Source organism: Leptospira wolbachii serovar Codice str. CDC (assembly GCF_000332515.2).
GTDB classification, from domain to species: domain Bacteria; phylum Spirochaetota; class Leptospiria; order Leptospirales; family Leptospiraceae; genus Leptospira_A; species Leptospira_A wolbachii.
On the sequence record NZ_AOGZ02000014.1, the window covers coordinates 2154295 to 2170342 of the forward strand.

At 39.7% G+C, this 16048-nt stretch carries 12 protein-coding genes; 7 read left to right on the top strand and 5 right to left on the bottom strand.

Annotated elements, in window-relative coordinates:
- Positions 1-2: 2 nt before the first annotated feature.
- Entirely contained in the window at positions 3-1013 is a 1011-nt protein-coding gene (locus tag LEP1GSC195_RS15650) for a phosphatase PAP2 family protein (protein WP_198012785.1), read from the bottom strand.
- A 71-nt stretch (positions 1014-1084) separates the two neighbouring features.
- Here LEP1GSC195_RS15650 and LEP1GSC195_RS15655 point away from each other — a divergent pair, with 71 nt between their 5' ends.
- From LEP1GSC195_RS15655 to LEP1GSC195_RS15675, 5 genes are all read left to right on the top strand, one after another.
- A complete protein-coding gene (locus LEP1GSC195_RS15655; protein ID WP_198012810.1) occupies positions 1085-1906 on the top strand; it encodes a lysophospholipid acyltransferase family protein in 822 nt (273 codons plus the stop codon).
- A 102-nt stretch (positions 1907-2008) separates the two neighbouring features.
- The gene (locus tag LEP1GSC195_RS15660) at positions 2009-5383 is read left to right on the top strand and encodes a methylmalonyl-CoA mutase family protein (protein WP_015681474.1); all 3375 of its coding nucleotides are present in this window, start codon (positions 2009-2011) and stop codon (positions 5381-5383) included.
- Positions 5384-5421: 38 nt separating this feature from the next.
- Complete coding sequence (locus tag LEP1GSC195_RS15665; RefSeq protein WP_015682445.1) at positions 5422-7122, top strand: hypothetical protein; 1701 nt, start codon at positions 5422-5424, stop codon at positions 7120-7122.
- Between the two features lie 96 nt (positions 7123-7218).
- Positions 7219-7740: a hypothetical protein gene (locus LEP1GSC195_RS15670; RefSeq protein ID WP_015681762.1), complete on the top strand. Its 522-nt coding sequence runs from the start codon at positions 7219-7221 to the stop codon at positions 7738-7740.
- Complete coding sequence (locus tag LEP1GSC195_RS15675; protein WP_015682739.1) at positions 7737-10178, top strand: C1 family peptidase; 2442 nt, start codon at positions 7737-7739, stop codon at positions 10176-10178. The genes LEP1GSC195_RS15670 and LEP1GSC195_RS15675 overlap by 4 nt, the downstream gene beginning before the upstream one ends.
- Before the next feature lie 32 nt (positions 10179-10210).
- Here LEP1GSC195_RS15675 and LEP1GSC195_RS15680 read toward each other — a convergent pair whose 3' ends face one another.
- Positions 10211-10987: a c-type cytochrome gene (locus LEP1GSC195_RS15680; protein ID WP_040507193.1), complete on the bottom strand. Its 777-nt coding sequence runs from the start codon at positions 10985-10987 to the stop codon at positions 10211-10213.
- A 710-nt stretch (positions 10988-11697) separates the two neighbouring features.
- Between LEP1GSC195_RS15680 and LEP1GSC195_RS19875 the strand changes: the two genes are divergently transcribed.
- Positions 11698-12015, top strand: coding sequence for a dihydrofolate reductase family protein (locus tag LEP1GSC195_RS19875; RefSeq protein WP_198012786.1), 318 nt, complete (start codon positions 11698-11700; stop codon positions 12013-12015).
- Between the two features lie 47 nt (positions 12016-12062).
- A complete protein-coding gene (locus LEP1GSC195_RS20310; protein ID WP_408605944.1) occupies positions 12063-12239 on the top strand; it encodes a dihydrofolate reductase family protein in 177 nt (58 codons plus the stop codon).
- A 128-nt stretch (positions 12240-12367) separates the two neighbouring features.
- Here LEP1GSC195_RS20310 and LEP1GSC195_RS15695 read toward each other — a convergent pair whose 3' ends face one another.
- The 3 genes from LEP1GSC195_RS15695 to gcvH are packed head-to-tail and all read right to left on the bottom strand — an operon-like array spanning position 12368 to position 16040.
- Positions 12368-12703 (bottom strand): (2Fe-2S) ferredoxin domain-containing protein, encoded by a 336-nt coding sequence (locus LEP1GSC195_RS15695; protein WP_015680680.1) that lies wholly within the window; start codon positions 12701-12703, stop codon positions 12368-12370.
- Between the two features lie 15 nt (positions 12704-12718).
- Complete coding sequence (gene gcvP, locus LEP1GSC195_RS15700; RefSeq protein ID WP_015681588.1) at positions 12719-15631, bottom strand: aminomethyl-transferring glycine dehydrogenase; 2913 nt, start codon at positions 15629-15631, stop codon at positions 12719-12721.
- A gap of 16 nt (positions 15632-15647) precedes the next feature.
- Entirely contained in the window at positions 15648-16040 is a 393-nt protein-coding gene (gene gcvH / locus LEP1GSC195_RS15705; protein WP_015681963.1) for a glycine cleavage system protein GcvH, read from the bottom strand.
- Positions 16041-16048 lie beyond the last annotated feature (8 nt).

Genomic DNA, 16048 nt, shown 5'->3' on the forward strand with positions numbered 1-16048 from the left:
TATTAGTTTTGCAAAAACTTTCCTTTTTGGATTTTTTGCAGAACCAAAGGAACGATGACCACGAGTGCAAATCCGACGACTAAGTAACGGATGTATCTCAAAAACAAATCATCTTTCCAAATAGATTTTTTGATAAGAATCCCTGGCAGCACATAGAGTAACGAGATCACTATGACTAATACTAACAAGCGAATAAGAACCGTATTCCAAAAAATGCGGAATTCTTGGGTTCCGAATGAGAAACTAAATTTAGGAAGAGTCCAATCTAGAAATTGTGGTTTACTAAATCTCGGATAAAATAGAACTCCTAACCAAAAACCAGCAAGGGCACCACTGGCCATAAGCACTCCAGACAAACTATGGTGGTGTTCTACCGAAAGAAAAGGAGAATCCAGAGAAATAGGGGAGAGTGTAACAACAATTCCAAGTAAACCTATGGTTCGGTATTTGTCTGTTTGAAGGAATGCTTGAATGGAATCCTTATGATAGAATTTGTTTAGTAAAAATAAAAGAAAGATTAAGTGAACAACTCCCAATCCAAATCCGAAACTAACATCTCCTAAATAATGAACTTTAAGATACATTCTGGAAAGTGGCATACATATTATAATTAGGATGGACAAAATCCGAAACCAAAGTTTGGGAATCCTATATGCTAACAATCCCCAGACGACTACCGCTGAATAAACATGTCCAGATGGCAAACCGAATGCCTTTTCATCAAAAGCTTCTGGGTAGGGAAAAGGCCTTGGACTTTCAAAATAAAACTTTAAGAGAGAAACCATCACGGCCGAAGTGAGGAGTCCTAGAGATAATTCGAAGGCGAGTTTGGGTCGAAAGTAAATATAAACAAACGAAATCAGACCCAGGAAAAAACTACTTCCCCCCAAGTAATGGCAGATTGTCGAAATCGTAAGGAAGATTCCACCGAATGTTGGATCCCAATTGTGTAGGGAATCCAGAGGTAGGGGGGAGAACCAAAGGGAGTTCTGTGCTAGGAGGAGTTCTTTCATAGGAATTTCCATCTAAGATGAAAATCCAACTTGATTTCATAAAGTTTTATTTTGAAATATGTGATGTTTCTATGGATTCAAACCAAAACGCCTCTGATATACTAGAAAGTCTCTTTGTGATCCCCCGGGAAGTTCCCAAAACCATCCTCCGTAACCTCCTTGAGCTCATTTATGATGTCAGAGTCGTTGGATCCGAAAATATTCCCGAATCTGGTGGGGCCCTCATTATCTCCAATCATACAGATTATTTGGACATTGCTGTTCAGGGGGCCTTTGCCGATCGTAAAATCGTCTATTTAGGCAAATATGAACTCTTCCATCCGCAAGAGGAGATCATGGCCATCATCAATCACAAAAACTCCCCCTTCCAATACCCGCCACTCAGTCTGACAAAACCGGTCATTGAAGTTTTGTTAAATTCTCTCGGGGGAGTGGTGAAAAAGAACCTAATCAATTGGGGGAGTATGCCCATCATCCGCAATGCTGCCAAAGAGTCTGAAATGGACAAACGGGCGGTTATGGACTATTACGAAAAATTAGAAACCTATATGGTCGACCTAATGAAAGAAGGGGAACTCCTTTCCATCTATCCCGAAGGTTCACGTTCGGAGACGGGGGAAATTCAATCCTTTCGGGCGATGGCGGCAAAACTTGCCATTCGGGCCGGGGTTCCCATCATTCCATCCGGAATTGTGGGGGCGACCAATATGTCCAAACCCAAGGCCTTCTTGACAGGGGATGCGTTCAAAACAAAAATTCGTTATCTGATTGGAAAACCCATCCTCCCTTCTGAGTTTCCGACAGGCCCCGAGAAAAAAGCGGCCAAAGAGCTGACAGAAATTCTGGAAAATCGTGTGCGGGAACTGATGAAAAAGGCGGAATCAATACTTTAGTCTCGACCTTTGGGAAAAATATGGCATAGTTTTAAAAGCTATGTCATTCCCGTCACATTTTACAATTGAACCCGTAACAATCATTCTAGAACGTTGTTCTCTATGACGACCGAAATCCTTACATATACCCCCCAAAACAAAATTCGCTTTGTGACGGCGGCCTCTCTCTTTGATGGCCACGATGCCTCGATCAATATCATGAGGAGGATTTTGCAACAAAGTGGGGTGGAAGTAATCCACTTGGGACACAATCGCAGTGTCCAAGAGATCGTCCAATGTGCCATCCAGGAAGATGTCCAAGGAATAGCGATCACGAGTTACCAAGGTGGGCATGTGGAATACTTCCAATATATGATTGACCTTTTACAAAAGGAAGGGGCAGGTCATATACGCGTGTTTGGTGGTGGTGGTGGAACCATCCTTCCTTCGGAAATTGAAGTCCTTCATAAATACGGTGTGGCTCATATCTATTCTCCTGATGAGGGAAGAACTCTCGGTCTGCAAGGTATGATCAACGATGTGGTCAAAAAATCAGATTTCCCTACTCCATTGTCATTTAACGGTGATTTGGCGTCACAAATCCAAAAGAAAAATTATTTAGCACTGGGACAAGCCATCACACAGATGGAATTTTCTCTTTTACAAGAAAAAACCAATTACTCCATCAATTTAGAATTTCCTCCTCCTAAAAAAAACATTCCGGTTCTTGGAATCACGGGAACTGGTGGTGCTGGTAAGTCTTCTCTTACAGATGAACTTGTTCGTCGCTACTTACATGATTTTCCAAACCAAACTATTGCCATTCTATCGGTAGATCCATCCAAAAGAAAAACAGGTGGGGCATTACTTGGTGACCGGATTCGAATGAATTCGATTTTTAATGAAAAAGTTTATATGAGATCCTTTGCGACTAGAGAAGCAAACATTGCCCTCAATCGGAGTGTCAAAGGTGCCATTCAAATTTTAAAATCGGCAGGATATGACCTCATCATTGTAGAAACTGCCGGCATTGGACAAAGTGATTCGGAAATTACCGAAGTCGCCGATGTTTCGTTATACGTCATGACACCAGAATATGGTGCGGCCACGCAGTTAGAAAAAATTGATATGATCGATTATGCGGATGTAATATCCATCAACAAATTTGATAAACGGGGAGCCCTCGATGCTCTCCGCGATGTGAAAAAACAATACCAACGTTCCAGGAATTTATTTAACGATCCGATTGATGTGATGCCTGTATTTGGAACCATTGCCTCACAGTTCCAGGACGCAGGAACCGATGAACTCTACGCTCATTTGATTGGGGTTGTGATTGAAAAATGCCAATTGAATTGGAAATCAAAGTACTTAAAAAACCAAATGGGAAGAGAGGCATCCGTTGTCCTTCCTCCCGATCGCGTTCGGTATTTGACCGAAATCAAAGAAGAAATTGATCGAAACGCAGAATGGATTCAGAAAGAAGCTGAGACCGCAAGATCCGCCTATCAACTGAAAGGTGCCATTGCGGTTCTTTCTAAAAAAGGAAAATCAACAACGGACTTGGAATCCGAATACCAGTTGTTATGGGACGCTTTATCCCCCGATTCGCGAAACATTCTCGATACATGGTTAGAAAAATTAGAATCCTTCCGTAAGGAGCAGTATTCCTACTTTGTTCGTGGCAAAGAAATCAAAGTAGATAATTATACTGTATCTCTCAGCCATTTGAAAATTCCCAAAATTGCCACTCCTCGTTTTGTGGATTGGGGTGATATTTTGCATTGGTCCTACCAAGAAAACTTTCCCGGATTTTTTCCATATACAGCGGGAGTGTATCCTTACAAACGAAGTGGAGAAGATCCCACTCGTATGTTTGCCGGGGAAGGTGGTCCGGAAAGAACGAACCTTCGTTTTCATTATTTGAGTTCGGGAATGCCTGCCAAACGTTTGTCTACAGCCTTCGACTCAGTCACGTTATACGGGGAAGATCCGGATGTTCGTCCCGATATTTATGGAAAGATTGGAAACTCTGGTGTGAACGTTGCCACACTCGATGATGCTAAAAAACTTTATTCCGGGTTTGATTTGTGTGATCCTTCCACTTCTGTATCGATGACAATCAATGGACCAGCCCCCATGGTTCTTGCTTTCTTTTTGAATTCGGCCATTGATCAAGCTTGTGAAAAATACATTCGTGCAGAAGGCAAAACAGAAGAGATTCAATCCAAAATCAAAAAGATTTATGAATCCAAAGGACAACCGGTTCCGAATTTCGGAGGAACTTTACCAGAGACTAACGATGGTTTGGGGCTGATGCTTCTCGGAGTCACTGGAGACGAAGTTTTGCCAGTGGATGTGTATGCGAAACTAAAAAAAGATGCGCTTTCGCAAGTTCGAGGAACGGTGCAAGCAGACATACTCAAAGAAGACCAAGCCCAAAATACTTGTATTTTCTCCACAGAATTTGCCTTAAAGATGATGGGGGACATCCAACAACACTTCATACAAAATGCAGTTCGAAATTTTTATTCGGTTTCGATTAGTGGTTACCATATTGCCGAAGCGGGCGCCAATCCCATTTCCCAAGTGGCTTTTACTTTGGCCAATGGATTTACTTATGTGGAGTACTACTTAAGTCGAGGAATGGATATCAATGAGTTTGCTCCGAATCTTTCCTTCTTTTTTTCCAATGGAATTGATCCAGAGTATTCTGTGATTGGTCGAGTGGCACGTAGGATTTGGGCCAAAGCTATGAAGTTCAAATACCGTGCCAATGAACGTTCCCAAATGTTAAAATACCATATCCAAACATCAGGTCGTTCTCTTCACTCTCAAGAAATTGATTTTAATGATATTAGAACCACATTACAAGCGTTATATGCAATTTATGACAATTGTAATTCCCTTCACACCAATGCCTATGATGAAGCCATTACGACTCCTACAGAAGAATCGGTTCGTCGGGCTGTGGCAATCCAGCTTATCATCAATCGGGAGTTAGGTCTTGCTAAAAATGAAAATCCATTGCAAGGTGCTTTTATCATCGAAGAACTTACAAACCTTGTAGAAGAGGCCATCTTAACAGAGTTCAATCGATTGACCGAACGGGGTGGAGTGCTCGGTGCGATGGAACGAATGTACCAAAGAAATAAAATTCAAGAAGAATCCCTTCATTATGAAACTTTAAAACATACCGGTGAATATCCTATCATCGGTGTGAATACTTTTCTCAACAGCAATGGATCTCCGACTGTTATCCCAGGTGAGGTCATTCGTTCAACAGATGAGGAAAAACAACAACAAATTGGAAATTTAAAGGCGTTTCAAAAACGAAATGGAGCCAAAACCACTGAGGCCATTACAAAATTAAAACAAGTAGCTCGTGCGAAAGAAAATATCTTTCACGAGTTACTGGAAACAGTGAAAGTGGCGTCCTTAGGGCAAATCTCTCATGCTTTGTATGAAGTAGGGGGTCAGTACCGCCGTAACATGTAAACAAAGGAAAGGGTAGTGTTTCTACCCTTGGTGAATCTATGATTTCTTGGGATTTGATCAAAAAACACAAACTGGGAATACCATTACTTTGGGACATAACCATGGTCTTTGTTGTCCTCGGCAACTTAGCCCTGATTGTTTTTGATTTGAGTTATTTGAGCCTACGTCCGTTTTACTTTCATAAGTTCCCTGAAATTTTAGAATTATATGACAAACCAATTCTTGGAATTGAAAACCATAGAACGACAACGAATTACACAGATTTGGTGGATGATTTAAAATACCTCACACAACTCAGAGATGATGGTTTTAGAGAAAACCAACGAAAAATCACAAGAGAAGAGATTTATAGAGTTCTCACTTCTTTAAAATCCCAAGTATCAAATGAAAAATTTGATTCTTTATACGCTAACTTCGAATCGGCGATTCAATTGGAAGATGCCCAACTGCGTAGAAAAAAAGTCGAAGAAACCTTGGTCCAACTGAATGATTTTATTAGTGTTTTGGAAGAGACAGATGAAATCACAAATCTAAGCGAGCTATCTGAAAAATATGCTTTTATCAACCGTTTGAGTGTTGAGACAAACGAATCCAAAGAGATTATCTCTATTGTTCAAAAAATGGACAAACGGATGTTAGAGATTGTGGAAACCAATCCGTTTGCAATGTCGGGACAAACCAAATTTTTATCGGAAATCCAAACCAGTATCAAAAACGAATACCAAACTCATAAAACAAAGGCTCGAGATATAAAACTTAGACAAGAATTGGATCCTGTGCTAAACCGAGACCGAATTCCTTCAACAGTGGTGGCTTTTGCTTGGTTTTGGCGAGACCAGAACCGATCTCTCGAAGAGAAAATTGATTTTTTTAATTCCCACTTTAGAGAGTATTTTGCGCTGAATTATTACCGTGCGATTTCATCGGATGGAAGTCCAGTAAACAACTATTTGTTGTTAGATGCACCGTTCCTCTTTTTCTTTTTAGCGGAATTTATTATTAGTTGGCTCATTGCCATTCGAAATAAAACCTATATAGCTTGGTTTTTATATCCTATTTATCATTGGTATGATGTTTTAGGACTCATTCCACTTGCTCCGTTCCGTTTTTTCCGTTTAGTGCGTGTTTATAAAATTTATCTGATGTTACAAACAAATCAATTCACTCGAATTTTAGGAAATGATTTGATTAGCAGAACTTTACGGTATTATTCCAATATCATCAAAGAAGAAATCTCCGATATTGTTACGATTCAGATCCTTACGGAAACACAAAATGAAGTGAAGTCAGGAAACTCTCTTGATCAATTGGTGAATGCGATTGATCAAAACAGAGATGAATTAAAAAAAGTAGCGATCAAAAATATTGCCAAGTCGGCCCAGAATCCCAACTTACAGGCATTAATTCAGAATTTAGTGACAGAAGTATCGGAACGTGTTTCTGCGAATATGAAACCAATTTCTCTTCTCCCTAAAGAGATGCAGGCTAATTTAACTAAACAAATTAGCCTTACCATTTATTCGGCGATCTCACAAGCAACTGTGGCAATGGCGACCGACCCCTCGGGAAGAAAGTCCATTGAGAATTTGATTGATTACCTCATCGATGAAATGATTGTTTTTGCGCAAGATCCCGATATGGTGAAACTCAATACGAATATCACTGTGGCTCTCATTGAAAATATGAAGAAGTCAATTGGTGAGAAAAAATGGCTAAAAGCTGAAATTGGAAGTAGTTAGTATTTCGAGCAATAAGTTTCAGTTAATCCTTCGAACACTGTTTTTCCAGAAAAAAAGTCTTGTTTTCGTAAGAAAACGAGGTGAGATCGATCCACTTTGATTTCGTTTTCAAAATTTTTTGCCTTCGTTTGTTTGGTTTTGTTTCCAGGCTTGATGGCTGTGGCAAACCCTAAAATAAAAAATGTCCAAACGCAAGGATGGAATCTAAAAAATCAAAAAGGGAATTGGAAACCAATGGATCTTGTTTGGGAAGAAAGTTCTGGAGCAGTGGCTCCTGAGTTTCGGTATGGAAAACAATACCGACTCGTTGCAGGACAAAAAAAGATTTTACTCACACGCAAAGTATCTCGTGCGAACAAACAAATCCTCAATGAAACTAAGGAAATCTCATCCAAGGTTTACGAGTCTTGGATGTTAAATTTATCCAAGACGGGACTTGCATCCTTATCTTTTGAATCTCCACCAACAGAAACAATCACTGGTGTGAGTTATAACTTTGTTTCTTTTCAGTTAGGTTCCACCAAATCGAGGTTTTACTATCGTTTGGAAGAACGTAAAGAACCAAGTTGGGAACAAAAAAATAATATCATACAAATCATAGAGAGGATGAAACCATGAATTTAAAACTAATCAGACTGAGCGTTGGAATGTCACTTTTGTTTGCGAGTGCAATTTTCGCAGAAGAATTTGACCCGAGTAGTGTACGTTCTCCTGGATGTAAACCCGGAACTTTTTCTTGTGGATACATTCCTAGTTCCAAAGAAATTCAGGATAGCATTCCTCTCAAAAGAGATTTTAACTCACTTGAGGAATTACCAAAGTCCATTGATTTATCATCACAGATGCCACCAGTGGGGAACCAAGGTCGACAAAATAGTTGTGTGGCATGGGCTACAGGTTATGCAATCAAATCGTATTTATTAAAAAATAAAGGACAGGTTTCAGAATACGATCCTCCTTTTGCTGGCGGAAAGGGAAATAATGTATTTTCTCCCGCTTTCATCTACAACCAACAAAATGGGGGTGAAGATAAAGGTTTGTATTATTACAAAACGATGGAGTTTTTAAAGTCTAGTGGTGTCGCTCCTTGGAGTAGTATGCCATACACGGATAAAGATTATCTTTCTCAACCGTCGCAGATTTCTAAAAAAGAAGCTCTTAAATACAAAATTAAATCCTTTTCTAGATTAAACTATAAAAACCCGGATGAAATTAAGCGGGTGTTAGCTAGTAATAATGTGGTAATGGTCGGAATGATCATTGACGATGCCTTTTATAAAGTAAAAGGTTCTGCCATTTATGATGAGAATGGTGGTCAAAGTTATGGTGGTCATGCCATGACGATCGTTGGTTATGATGATAATAAAAAATCCAAATCCGGAAAAAAAGGTGCCTTTAAGCTACAAAACTCCTGGGGAACGAATTGGGGTGATAAAGGATTTGGTTGGGTGTCTTATTCTATGCTTGCCAAGGTTGGGCAAGAAACCTATGCCATTGTTGATGAACCGGCCCCGCAAAACACACCAACGGTGGTGGCACCAGTAAAAAAACAGATTGTTCCACCAACGGAAATCAAGGTATCCAAAGGAGAATTTGATACAAAAATTGTATTAACATGGAATCATCAAGATTTGGCAGTTGCTTATTTGGTCCAAAGAAAAGAAGAATCTGAATTTTATGATCTAGGGTATTCGGATAAACCAAGTTTTACCGATTTGTATGTATCACCTAACTCTACATATATGTATAGAATCATATCTGTGGGCGCGGAAGAAGTTTCTGTTGCTTCTTTAGAGGTAGAGGGTTTTACTGCTACCGAACCTCAGTCAGATGGAAACATTGGGCAAGTGGCTGGCCTTATGGGAACAGTTTACGTGAATGGAAATACACCCAATGTAGAACTGAGTTGGTCTGAGTTAGATGGGGCTACAAGTTACACTATTGCACGTTCTGATTCTTCTTTGAGATGGAAAAATATCGGAACAAGCAAAACTCCGAATTTTATTGATCCATCTCCCAAACTAGGAGAATCCAATTTTTATCGAGTCAATGCACTTGTGCAATCAAAACCAACAGGGGATTGGAGTGAAGCAGTGGCTATTGATGTTGCCGACCAAACCTTATTACCCAATCAAGTGAGTCATTTAGCTGCGACTAGTGGTGATTATGCGAATAAGATTATTTTAAATTGGGATGCAGCTCCTGGGGCAAAAACCTATTATTTATACAGATTTGATGAAAGGGCGGAACCGTCTGGACAGTTTGAAACTACTGGAACTAGTTATACGGATTCAGATCCAGTCATTCAAAATGGAAACCAATATTTATATACAATCATTGCTGCAAATGATCTTGGTTATGCGGAACCTAGTGAAGTAGTATTTGGAAAAACAGATCCTGGTCTTACCAAAAGAGCAGGTGGGATTACTTTATTACCACCGAAACAGGTGAAATCAAATCCGATTGGTAAAGACAAAATCATTAACCTAAGATGGGATTCTGTCAAAGATAGTTTTGAATACTATATTTATCGTAAACAGGTGAAGGCAGGAAAATCGGGAAAACTGGAATTTGTTTCCAACGTTGACGCAAAAAAAACTGCATTCAGTGAAACCTTCCCTGGGAACTCGGGAGATTTGTTTTTATACACTGTTCGCTCCAAATCAGAATTTGGCTCAGAGTCGAAAGACTCTAATTTTGTATCAGTATTTTGGAATGAACCCAAAGCCCAGGTGAAAAAGAGAGCCATGTCTTTAGAAGAGTTGCCGACTTCTTTCGTGGGAAGGTGGACATCTATGTATTGGAATCCGAAATCGGGACCCCAAGCGGTTGGGATTGAAATTCAAGGCAACGGACAAGACTTTGTCGCCAAATTAAAGTTAAATGAAAAAGAGATTCGAGAATTTAAAGGTACTTGGTCACCTGGCAGTCATACTTTGAAGGCAAAGGGTTTTTTATTTGAATTATCTAAATCGATGGAAGGAAATTCTCTGGCTCAGTTCCAAACCATCAAAGACTTTAGTGATGGTACGGAGCTGAGTTTTATTAAAGAGTAGGAAGTGGGAACTTATCTCTAAAACTTAAAAGATTATATTGTTTGTAGATACAACCAAAGAGCCTTCAGTTCGGTATCGGTCAATTGGCCCAAACTTTTCCAAGGCATAGGAAATTTCATTTCTGAACCATCGGGACGTTTTCCAGATCTGACAGTTTGAATGAAACTTGATTCGGTGTAATGTGTTAAACCATTTTTACTGATGTCTTGAGCTGGTGGCCATTCGGGAGGAGCTCCTTGGATCGGACCACCTTTCAAACTAAAACCATGGCATCCCGTACAAGTCGATGCTACATACTTTCCATAATCTAAAGAAACTGAAGGTGTAATGTTCGCCAAATGAGTGGCTTCGTGATTGATGATCTCTGCTGAAATAAAAACCGGTATTTCTCCAATTAAAAAAAGAAACCTGCCTAGTGGTCCAGCTTTGAGTTCTCCTTGTGGTTTGTCGATAGCAGGTGAAGAACGAAGGAAGGCGATTAATTTTCCAACATCCGTATTGGTGATTCCTTGGAAGTCGGTAGAAGGCATAAACAGCAATGCCCTTCCATTTTTTCCAACACCGTGACGAATAGCAATAGCAAGTTCTTCATCAGTTCTATCAGCTAGGATTCCTCCTTTACCCGATGTTAGATTAGAACCGGAAAACGTCCCAAGGGCCGGATCCTCTATAAAAGTCCTTCCACTTCCGTCAACGTCGTGGCAATCTCCGCAACCTCTGGATTGGTAAAGACGTTTCCCTTCGGCGATATCAATCGGTTTGGAAAATTTCGGAATGGAAACAGAGTTTACTGTGTACGTTTTGTTCATACGAGCTGAACTTAACGCATAAATAGTCGTGACTAACACTACAAGGATGCCCACTAAAGAAAGAAAGGTGATCGTAAGGATACGAGAAATTTTTTTCATACGTGGGCAAAGGGATCGGAAGAGTTGATTTTGGTCAAGGGGGAATTGGTAGCGATTTGGTAAGGGTGAGTACAGGATTGGATATTAGTATCCCCGCCCGATCAGAGGGTGGGGAACTAGACCCGCCTCCCAATGGTTTCCTTCTATCACAGTTTGCGTATTCTCGCGAGCCAATCTCTCTTTTGATAAAAATTTCTCTGGAAAAGTTCATAGTCTCGCAAAGGAATGAAGCTTAAACATCTAGTAAGTTCTGGATAATTTGTATCAGTTTCTAAATAAACATACATTAAAAATGCTTAGAAACAAACTCATTAAATTTGTATAAATAGCTGTTAGATTACAAGGCTGTTTAATCTTCAAGTTGGAGATATTTATGGTAGGCTAAAATCTTTAATCGTTGTTATCATCGAGTTACAAAATTCCTACAATACCAAATGATTAATACATTTCGGTAATACTACCTCGTTGGGTTACGATTTTTGAAAAAGAGGATGATTGCGGTATCTGAAATAATTAAATTAATTGATGTGAAACTTGTTTTATGATGAGCATCAAAAAATTATCAAAAAAAAAGTTTAATTACCTAATAAAAAGAAAATAGAAAAGGCAATATGAGAAAAATTATATTAGATCTAGCTGTAACATTAGATGGGTTTATTGTAGGTTCTAATGGGGAAATTGATTGGTGTATCATGGATGGTGATATGAGCTTTGATGGGTTCTTATCTACAGTTGATACAATTTTTTATGGACGGATTAGTTATGACAACTGGGGGAACTACCAACCAACAAACGATGCTAATGAAGTTGAAATTAAACTTTGGGAAGGAGTTCATTCCAAGAAAAAATATGTATTTTCAACTCAGCCAAAAATAGATAATAACGCTGAATATATTAATGTAAATATTATAAAAAAGTGGAAGAGATAAAAAACCAGAATGGAAAAGACATCTGGCTTTACTGAGGTGCTAGTCTGATTAAAACATTTATAAATCATAACCTAATCGACATTTATCGAAATTCGATTCATCCGATTGCATTAGGAAGTGGGAAGCCATTGTTTGAAGGTTTAAAGGAAAGACTCAATTTTACCCTAATCGAAACAAATAAATTTAAATCAGGAGTTGTTCAGGTTATTTATCATAAGAGTTAACGGGTAAGATTTTCTTTATCAGAATTATCGATAAACTAGCAACTCGAAATAGAGTTTCTAAAATATTATTATACAAATAATAGATATAATCTCAATAGTAAATCCATTCCAAATCAAATCTAAATTTGTTAGTTAGATTCTGCTACTGCATCGTCTGCGACGATTAGGTGCTTGTATTTTTCTGGTTGGTTTGTTTTGAGATAAAATTCTAAAATAGTTTCCACATCGGCTTCTGTTTTCATCGCAAACCATTTCCCTTCGGGGTAAGACACTTGGATGGGCCCAAGTTCACACCGGTCAAGGCAACCAGACTTTTGAACTCGAAATTTATATTCGATTCCGGCCTTCGCCGCTTTTAGTTTTAGGAGTTTTAATAATTCGATAGAACCTTGGTTTCCGCAAGACACCCGTTCGCCGGGTGCCCTTTGGTTTTCACAGACAAAAATATGTTTTTCGTAAAACATATACTTTGGTTTTTCCTAAACGGCGTAGTCTTCCATGGGAATACAAGAACAAACAAGGTTCCTGTCCCCATATACGTTGTCTACTCGGCCAACACTTGGCCAGAACTTACGATTACGCAACCAAGGAAGTGGATAGGCTGCTCGTTCTCTCGGATAAGCATGTTTCCAAGAATCACTGATGACCATATCTGCTGTGTGCGGAGAATTCTTTAGGGGATTGTCTTCTTTTGAAAGGATACCTGATTCGATGTCTTTGATTTCTCCTGCAATGGCTAACATAGAATCAATGAATCTATCGAGTTCTTCTTTGGATTCTGATTCTGTTGGTTCTACCATTAAAGTTCCAGGAACAGGGAATGACATTGTAGGTGAGTGGAATCCGTAGTCAATCAAACGTTTGGCGATGTCTTCCACTTCCACACCGCTACCTTTTTTGAAACCACGCATATCTAAAATACATTCATGGGCCACAAGTCCCTTATTTCCACGATACAGTACGGGAAAAGAAGACTCTAATTTTTTTGCGATATAGTTGGCATTGAGAATTGCAACCTTTGTTGCAAATTGTAATCCTTCAAATCCAAGCATCGCAATATAGGCCCAAGAGATCACGATGATCGAAGCAGATCCCCAAGGGGCAGCAGAGACCGCCCATTGGCTGTTATTCGATCCATTCTCCACAAGGCTATGCCCAGGAAGAAATGGTGCTAGGTGTTCTGCCACCCCAATCGGACCAACTCCTGGCCCACCACCACCGTGAGGGATACAAAATGTTTTATGAAGGTTTAAATGGCAAACATCGGCACCAATATCAGCGGGCCTTGTGAGTCCCACTTGGGCATTCATATTGGCTCCATCCATATACACCTGACCACCATTATCGTGAATGGTTTGGCAAATTTCTTTGATGGAAGCTTCGAACACACCATGAGTGGAAGGATAGGTAACCATAAGAGCACCTAAACTATCTTTGTATTCGGTTGCTTTTTTCTTTAGATCGGCTACGTCAATATTTCCGTTGGTATCACAGTTCACTGGAACCACTTTGAATCCTGCCATCACTGCGGATGCGGGATTTGTTCCATGTGCCGAGATTGGAATGAGACAAATGTCTCTATGCATATCGTTACGGCTTTGGTGAAAGTTACGAATCGCAAGTAAACCTGCATACTCGCCCTGCGAACCAGCATTAGGTTGTAAAGATACTTCTGCAAAACCAGTGATTTCACAAAGCCATTTTTCTAATTGGCTAAAGAGAGTTCGGTATCCTTCGGTTTGATTTTCTGGAACAAAAGGATGGATATTTGCAAGTTCTGGCCAAGTAATAGGATACATTTCTGTTGACGCATTGAGTTTCATGGTGCAAGACCCAAGGGCAATCATAGAAGTGGTGAGTGACAAATCTTTAGATTCCAGTCTACGAATGTAACGTAACATCTCTGTTTCTGTATGGAAACTATTGAAGACAGGATGGGTTAGATACTGTGACTTTCTCTCTAACAATTCAGGAATTTTCCATTCTTCTTTTTTAGTGAGGTCTTCTAATGGGAAATGAAGGGCTTTGTTTTCATTGAAAATTTCCAGAAGGTCTTTGATATCTTTTAGATTGGTTGTTTCATCTAAAGAGATACTGATTACGTGGCCAGAAACTTGTCTGATATTGATTTCTCTTTCTTCTGCATAATGAATGATCTCTGCCGAGGAAATTTTAGACAATTCTACACGAATGGTATCGAAGTAGGGATTGGAAATGATTTTGTATCCGAGTTTTTCTAGTCCAGTCGCAAGGATGGTTGTCATTCGGTGGACACGGGAAGCAATTTGTTTTAAGCCTTTGGGTCCGTGATACACAGCATACATAGAAGATAAAACCGCAAGCAAAACTTGCGCCGTACAAATGTTAGATGTAGCTTTGTCGCGACGAATGTGTTGTTCTCGTGTTTGTAGACTTAGGCGGTAACCGGGTTTTCCTTGTGAATCTTTGGAAACTCCAATGAGACGACCCGGCATGTTTCTTTTGTATTCTTCTTTGGTTGCGAAGTATCCGGCATGAGGTCCACCAAATCCAAGTGGCAATCCAAACCGTTGTGTACTCCCCACAACCACATCTGCATTCATTTCACCTGGTGCTTTTAAAATGGTAAGTGCTAAAAGATCAGCTGCTACTACAGTTTTGGCACCTACTTTGTGCAAACTTTCAATGAATTCACTGAAATCATAAATGGTTCCATCAGTAGATGGATATTGTACAATCGCTCCAAAAAAATCATTGGAAGGAACCATCTTTTTAAAAGATCCCACAACGATATTGATTCCAAGTGGAATGGCTCGAGTGCGGATGACATCTAATGTTTGAGGATGAACCGATTGAGAGACAAAGAATGATTTTCCTTGAGTATCCTCTTTTAATGTGAAGAGCATATTCATCGCTTCCGCAGCAGCAGTTCCTTCATCGAGTAAGGAAGCGTTGGCAATTTCCATTCCAGTCATGTCAGTGATCATGGTTTGGAAGTTGATGAGGGCTTCCATACGGCCTTGTGCAATCTCTGCTTGGTAAGGAGTGTAAGCAGTATACCAACCTGGGTTTTCTAAAATATTTCTTTGGATCACGGCAGGTGTGATACAAGAGTAATATCCAAGTCCTAAGTAGGATCTGTAGATTTTATTTTTAGATACAATTTTCTTCAGTTCTCTTTGTAAAGCATACTCACCAACCGGTTTGGGAAGACTCAGTTCCTTTCGCAAACGAATGTTTTCGGGAACTGCGTCATTGATGAGGTCGTCCAATTCCTTATAACCAATGGTGGAAAGCATTGCACTGACAGTTTCCTCCGTCACACCAACGTGACGACGTAAGAAAGTATCGCTTGGTTCCAATGATTCTTCGTAAGGGGAATGGATAGGTGATGTAGGTTTTACAGAACTCACTTTAGAAAAACTCCTATTAATCCAGTTTGGATACGTATTCTTTATATTGCGCGCTTGAGAGAAGGCTTCCTAGTTCGGAAGTTTGGATATTTTTTAATTTTACCATCCAGGTATCAAAAGGTTCTGCGTTCACAGCTGCGGGATTGGAAACAAGGGTCGCATTTGTCTCTACTACTTCGCCGGAAATAGGAGAGTATAAATCCTCTGCCGCTTTTACTGATTCGATTGTTCCCAAGCTGTCTTTGGCTTTGATTTGTTTTCCTGGTTTTGGTAGGTCGATAAAAACAATGTCACCCAGAGCATTTTGTGCAAAGTCAGTGATTCCTACAAGAGCCACATCGCCCTCTACTTTTACCCACTCATGTTTTTCAGTAAAATAATAACCGTCTCTTGCTTGTGTATCTGCCATGATTTTTC

What these genes read in the sequence shown, in the direction of transcription:
- LEP1GSC195_RS15675 (WP_015682739.1), top strand. Translation starts at nt 7,737, where the DNA reads ATGAATTTAAAACTAATCAGACTGAGCGTTGGAATGTCACTTTTGTTT.
- LEP1GSC195_RS15660 (WP_015681474.1), top strand. Translation starts at nt 2,009, where the DNA reads ATGACGACCGAAATCCTTACATATACCCCCCAAAACAAAATTCGCTTT.
- LEP1GSC195_RS15680 (WP_040507193.1), bottom strand. Translation starts at nt 10,987, where the DNA reads ATGAACAAAACGTACACAGTAAACTCTGTTTCCATTCCGAAATTTTCC.
- LEP1GSC195_RS15650 (WP_198012785.1), bottom strand. Translation starts at nt 1,013, where the DNA reads ATGAAAGAACTCCTCCTAGCACAGAACTCCCTTTGGTTCTCCCCCCTA.
- LEP1GSC195_RS15655 (WP_198012810.1), top strand. Translation starts at nt 1,085, where the DNA reads ATGGATTCAAACCAAAACGCCTCTGATATACTAGAAAGTCTCTTTGTG.
- LEP1GSC195_RS15665 (WP_015682445.1), top strand. Translation starts at nt 5,422, where the DNA reads ATGATTTCTTGGGATTTGATCAAAAAACACAAACTGGGAATACCATTA.
- LEP1GSC195_RS19875 (WP_198012786.1), top strand. Translation starts at nt 11,698, where the DNA reads ATGAGAAAAATTATATTAGATCTAGCTGTAACATTAGATGGGTTTATT.
- LEP1GSC195_RS15695 (WP_015680680.1), bottom strand. Translation starts at nt 12,703, where the DNA reads ATGTTTTACGAAAAACATATTTTTGTCTGTGAAAACCAAAGGGCACCC.
- gcvH (WP_015681963.1), bottom strand. Translation starts at nt 16,040, where the DNA reads ATGGCAGATACACAAGCAAGAGACGGTTATTATTTTACTGAAAAACAT.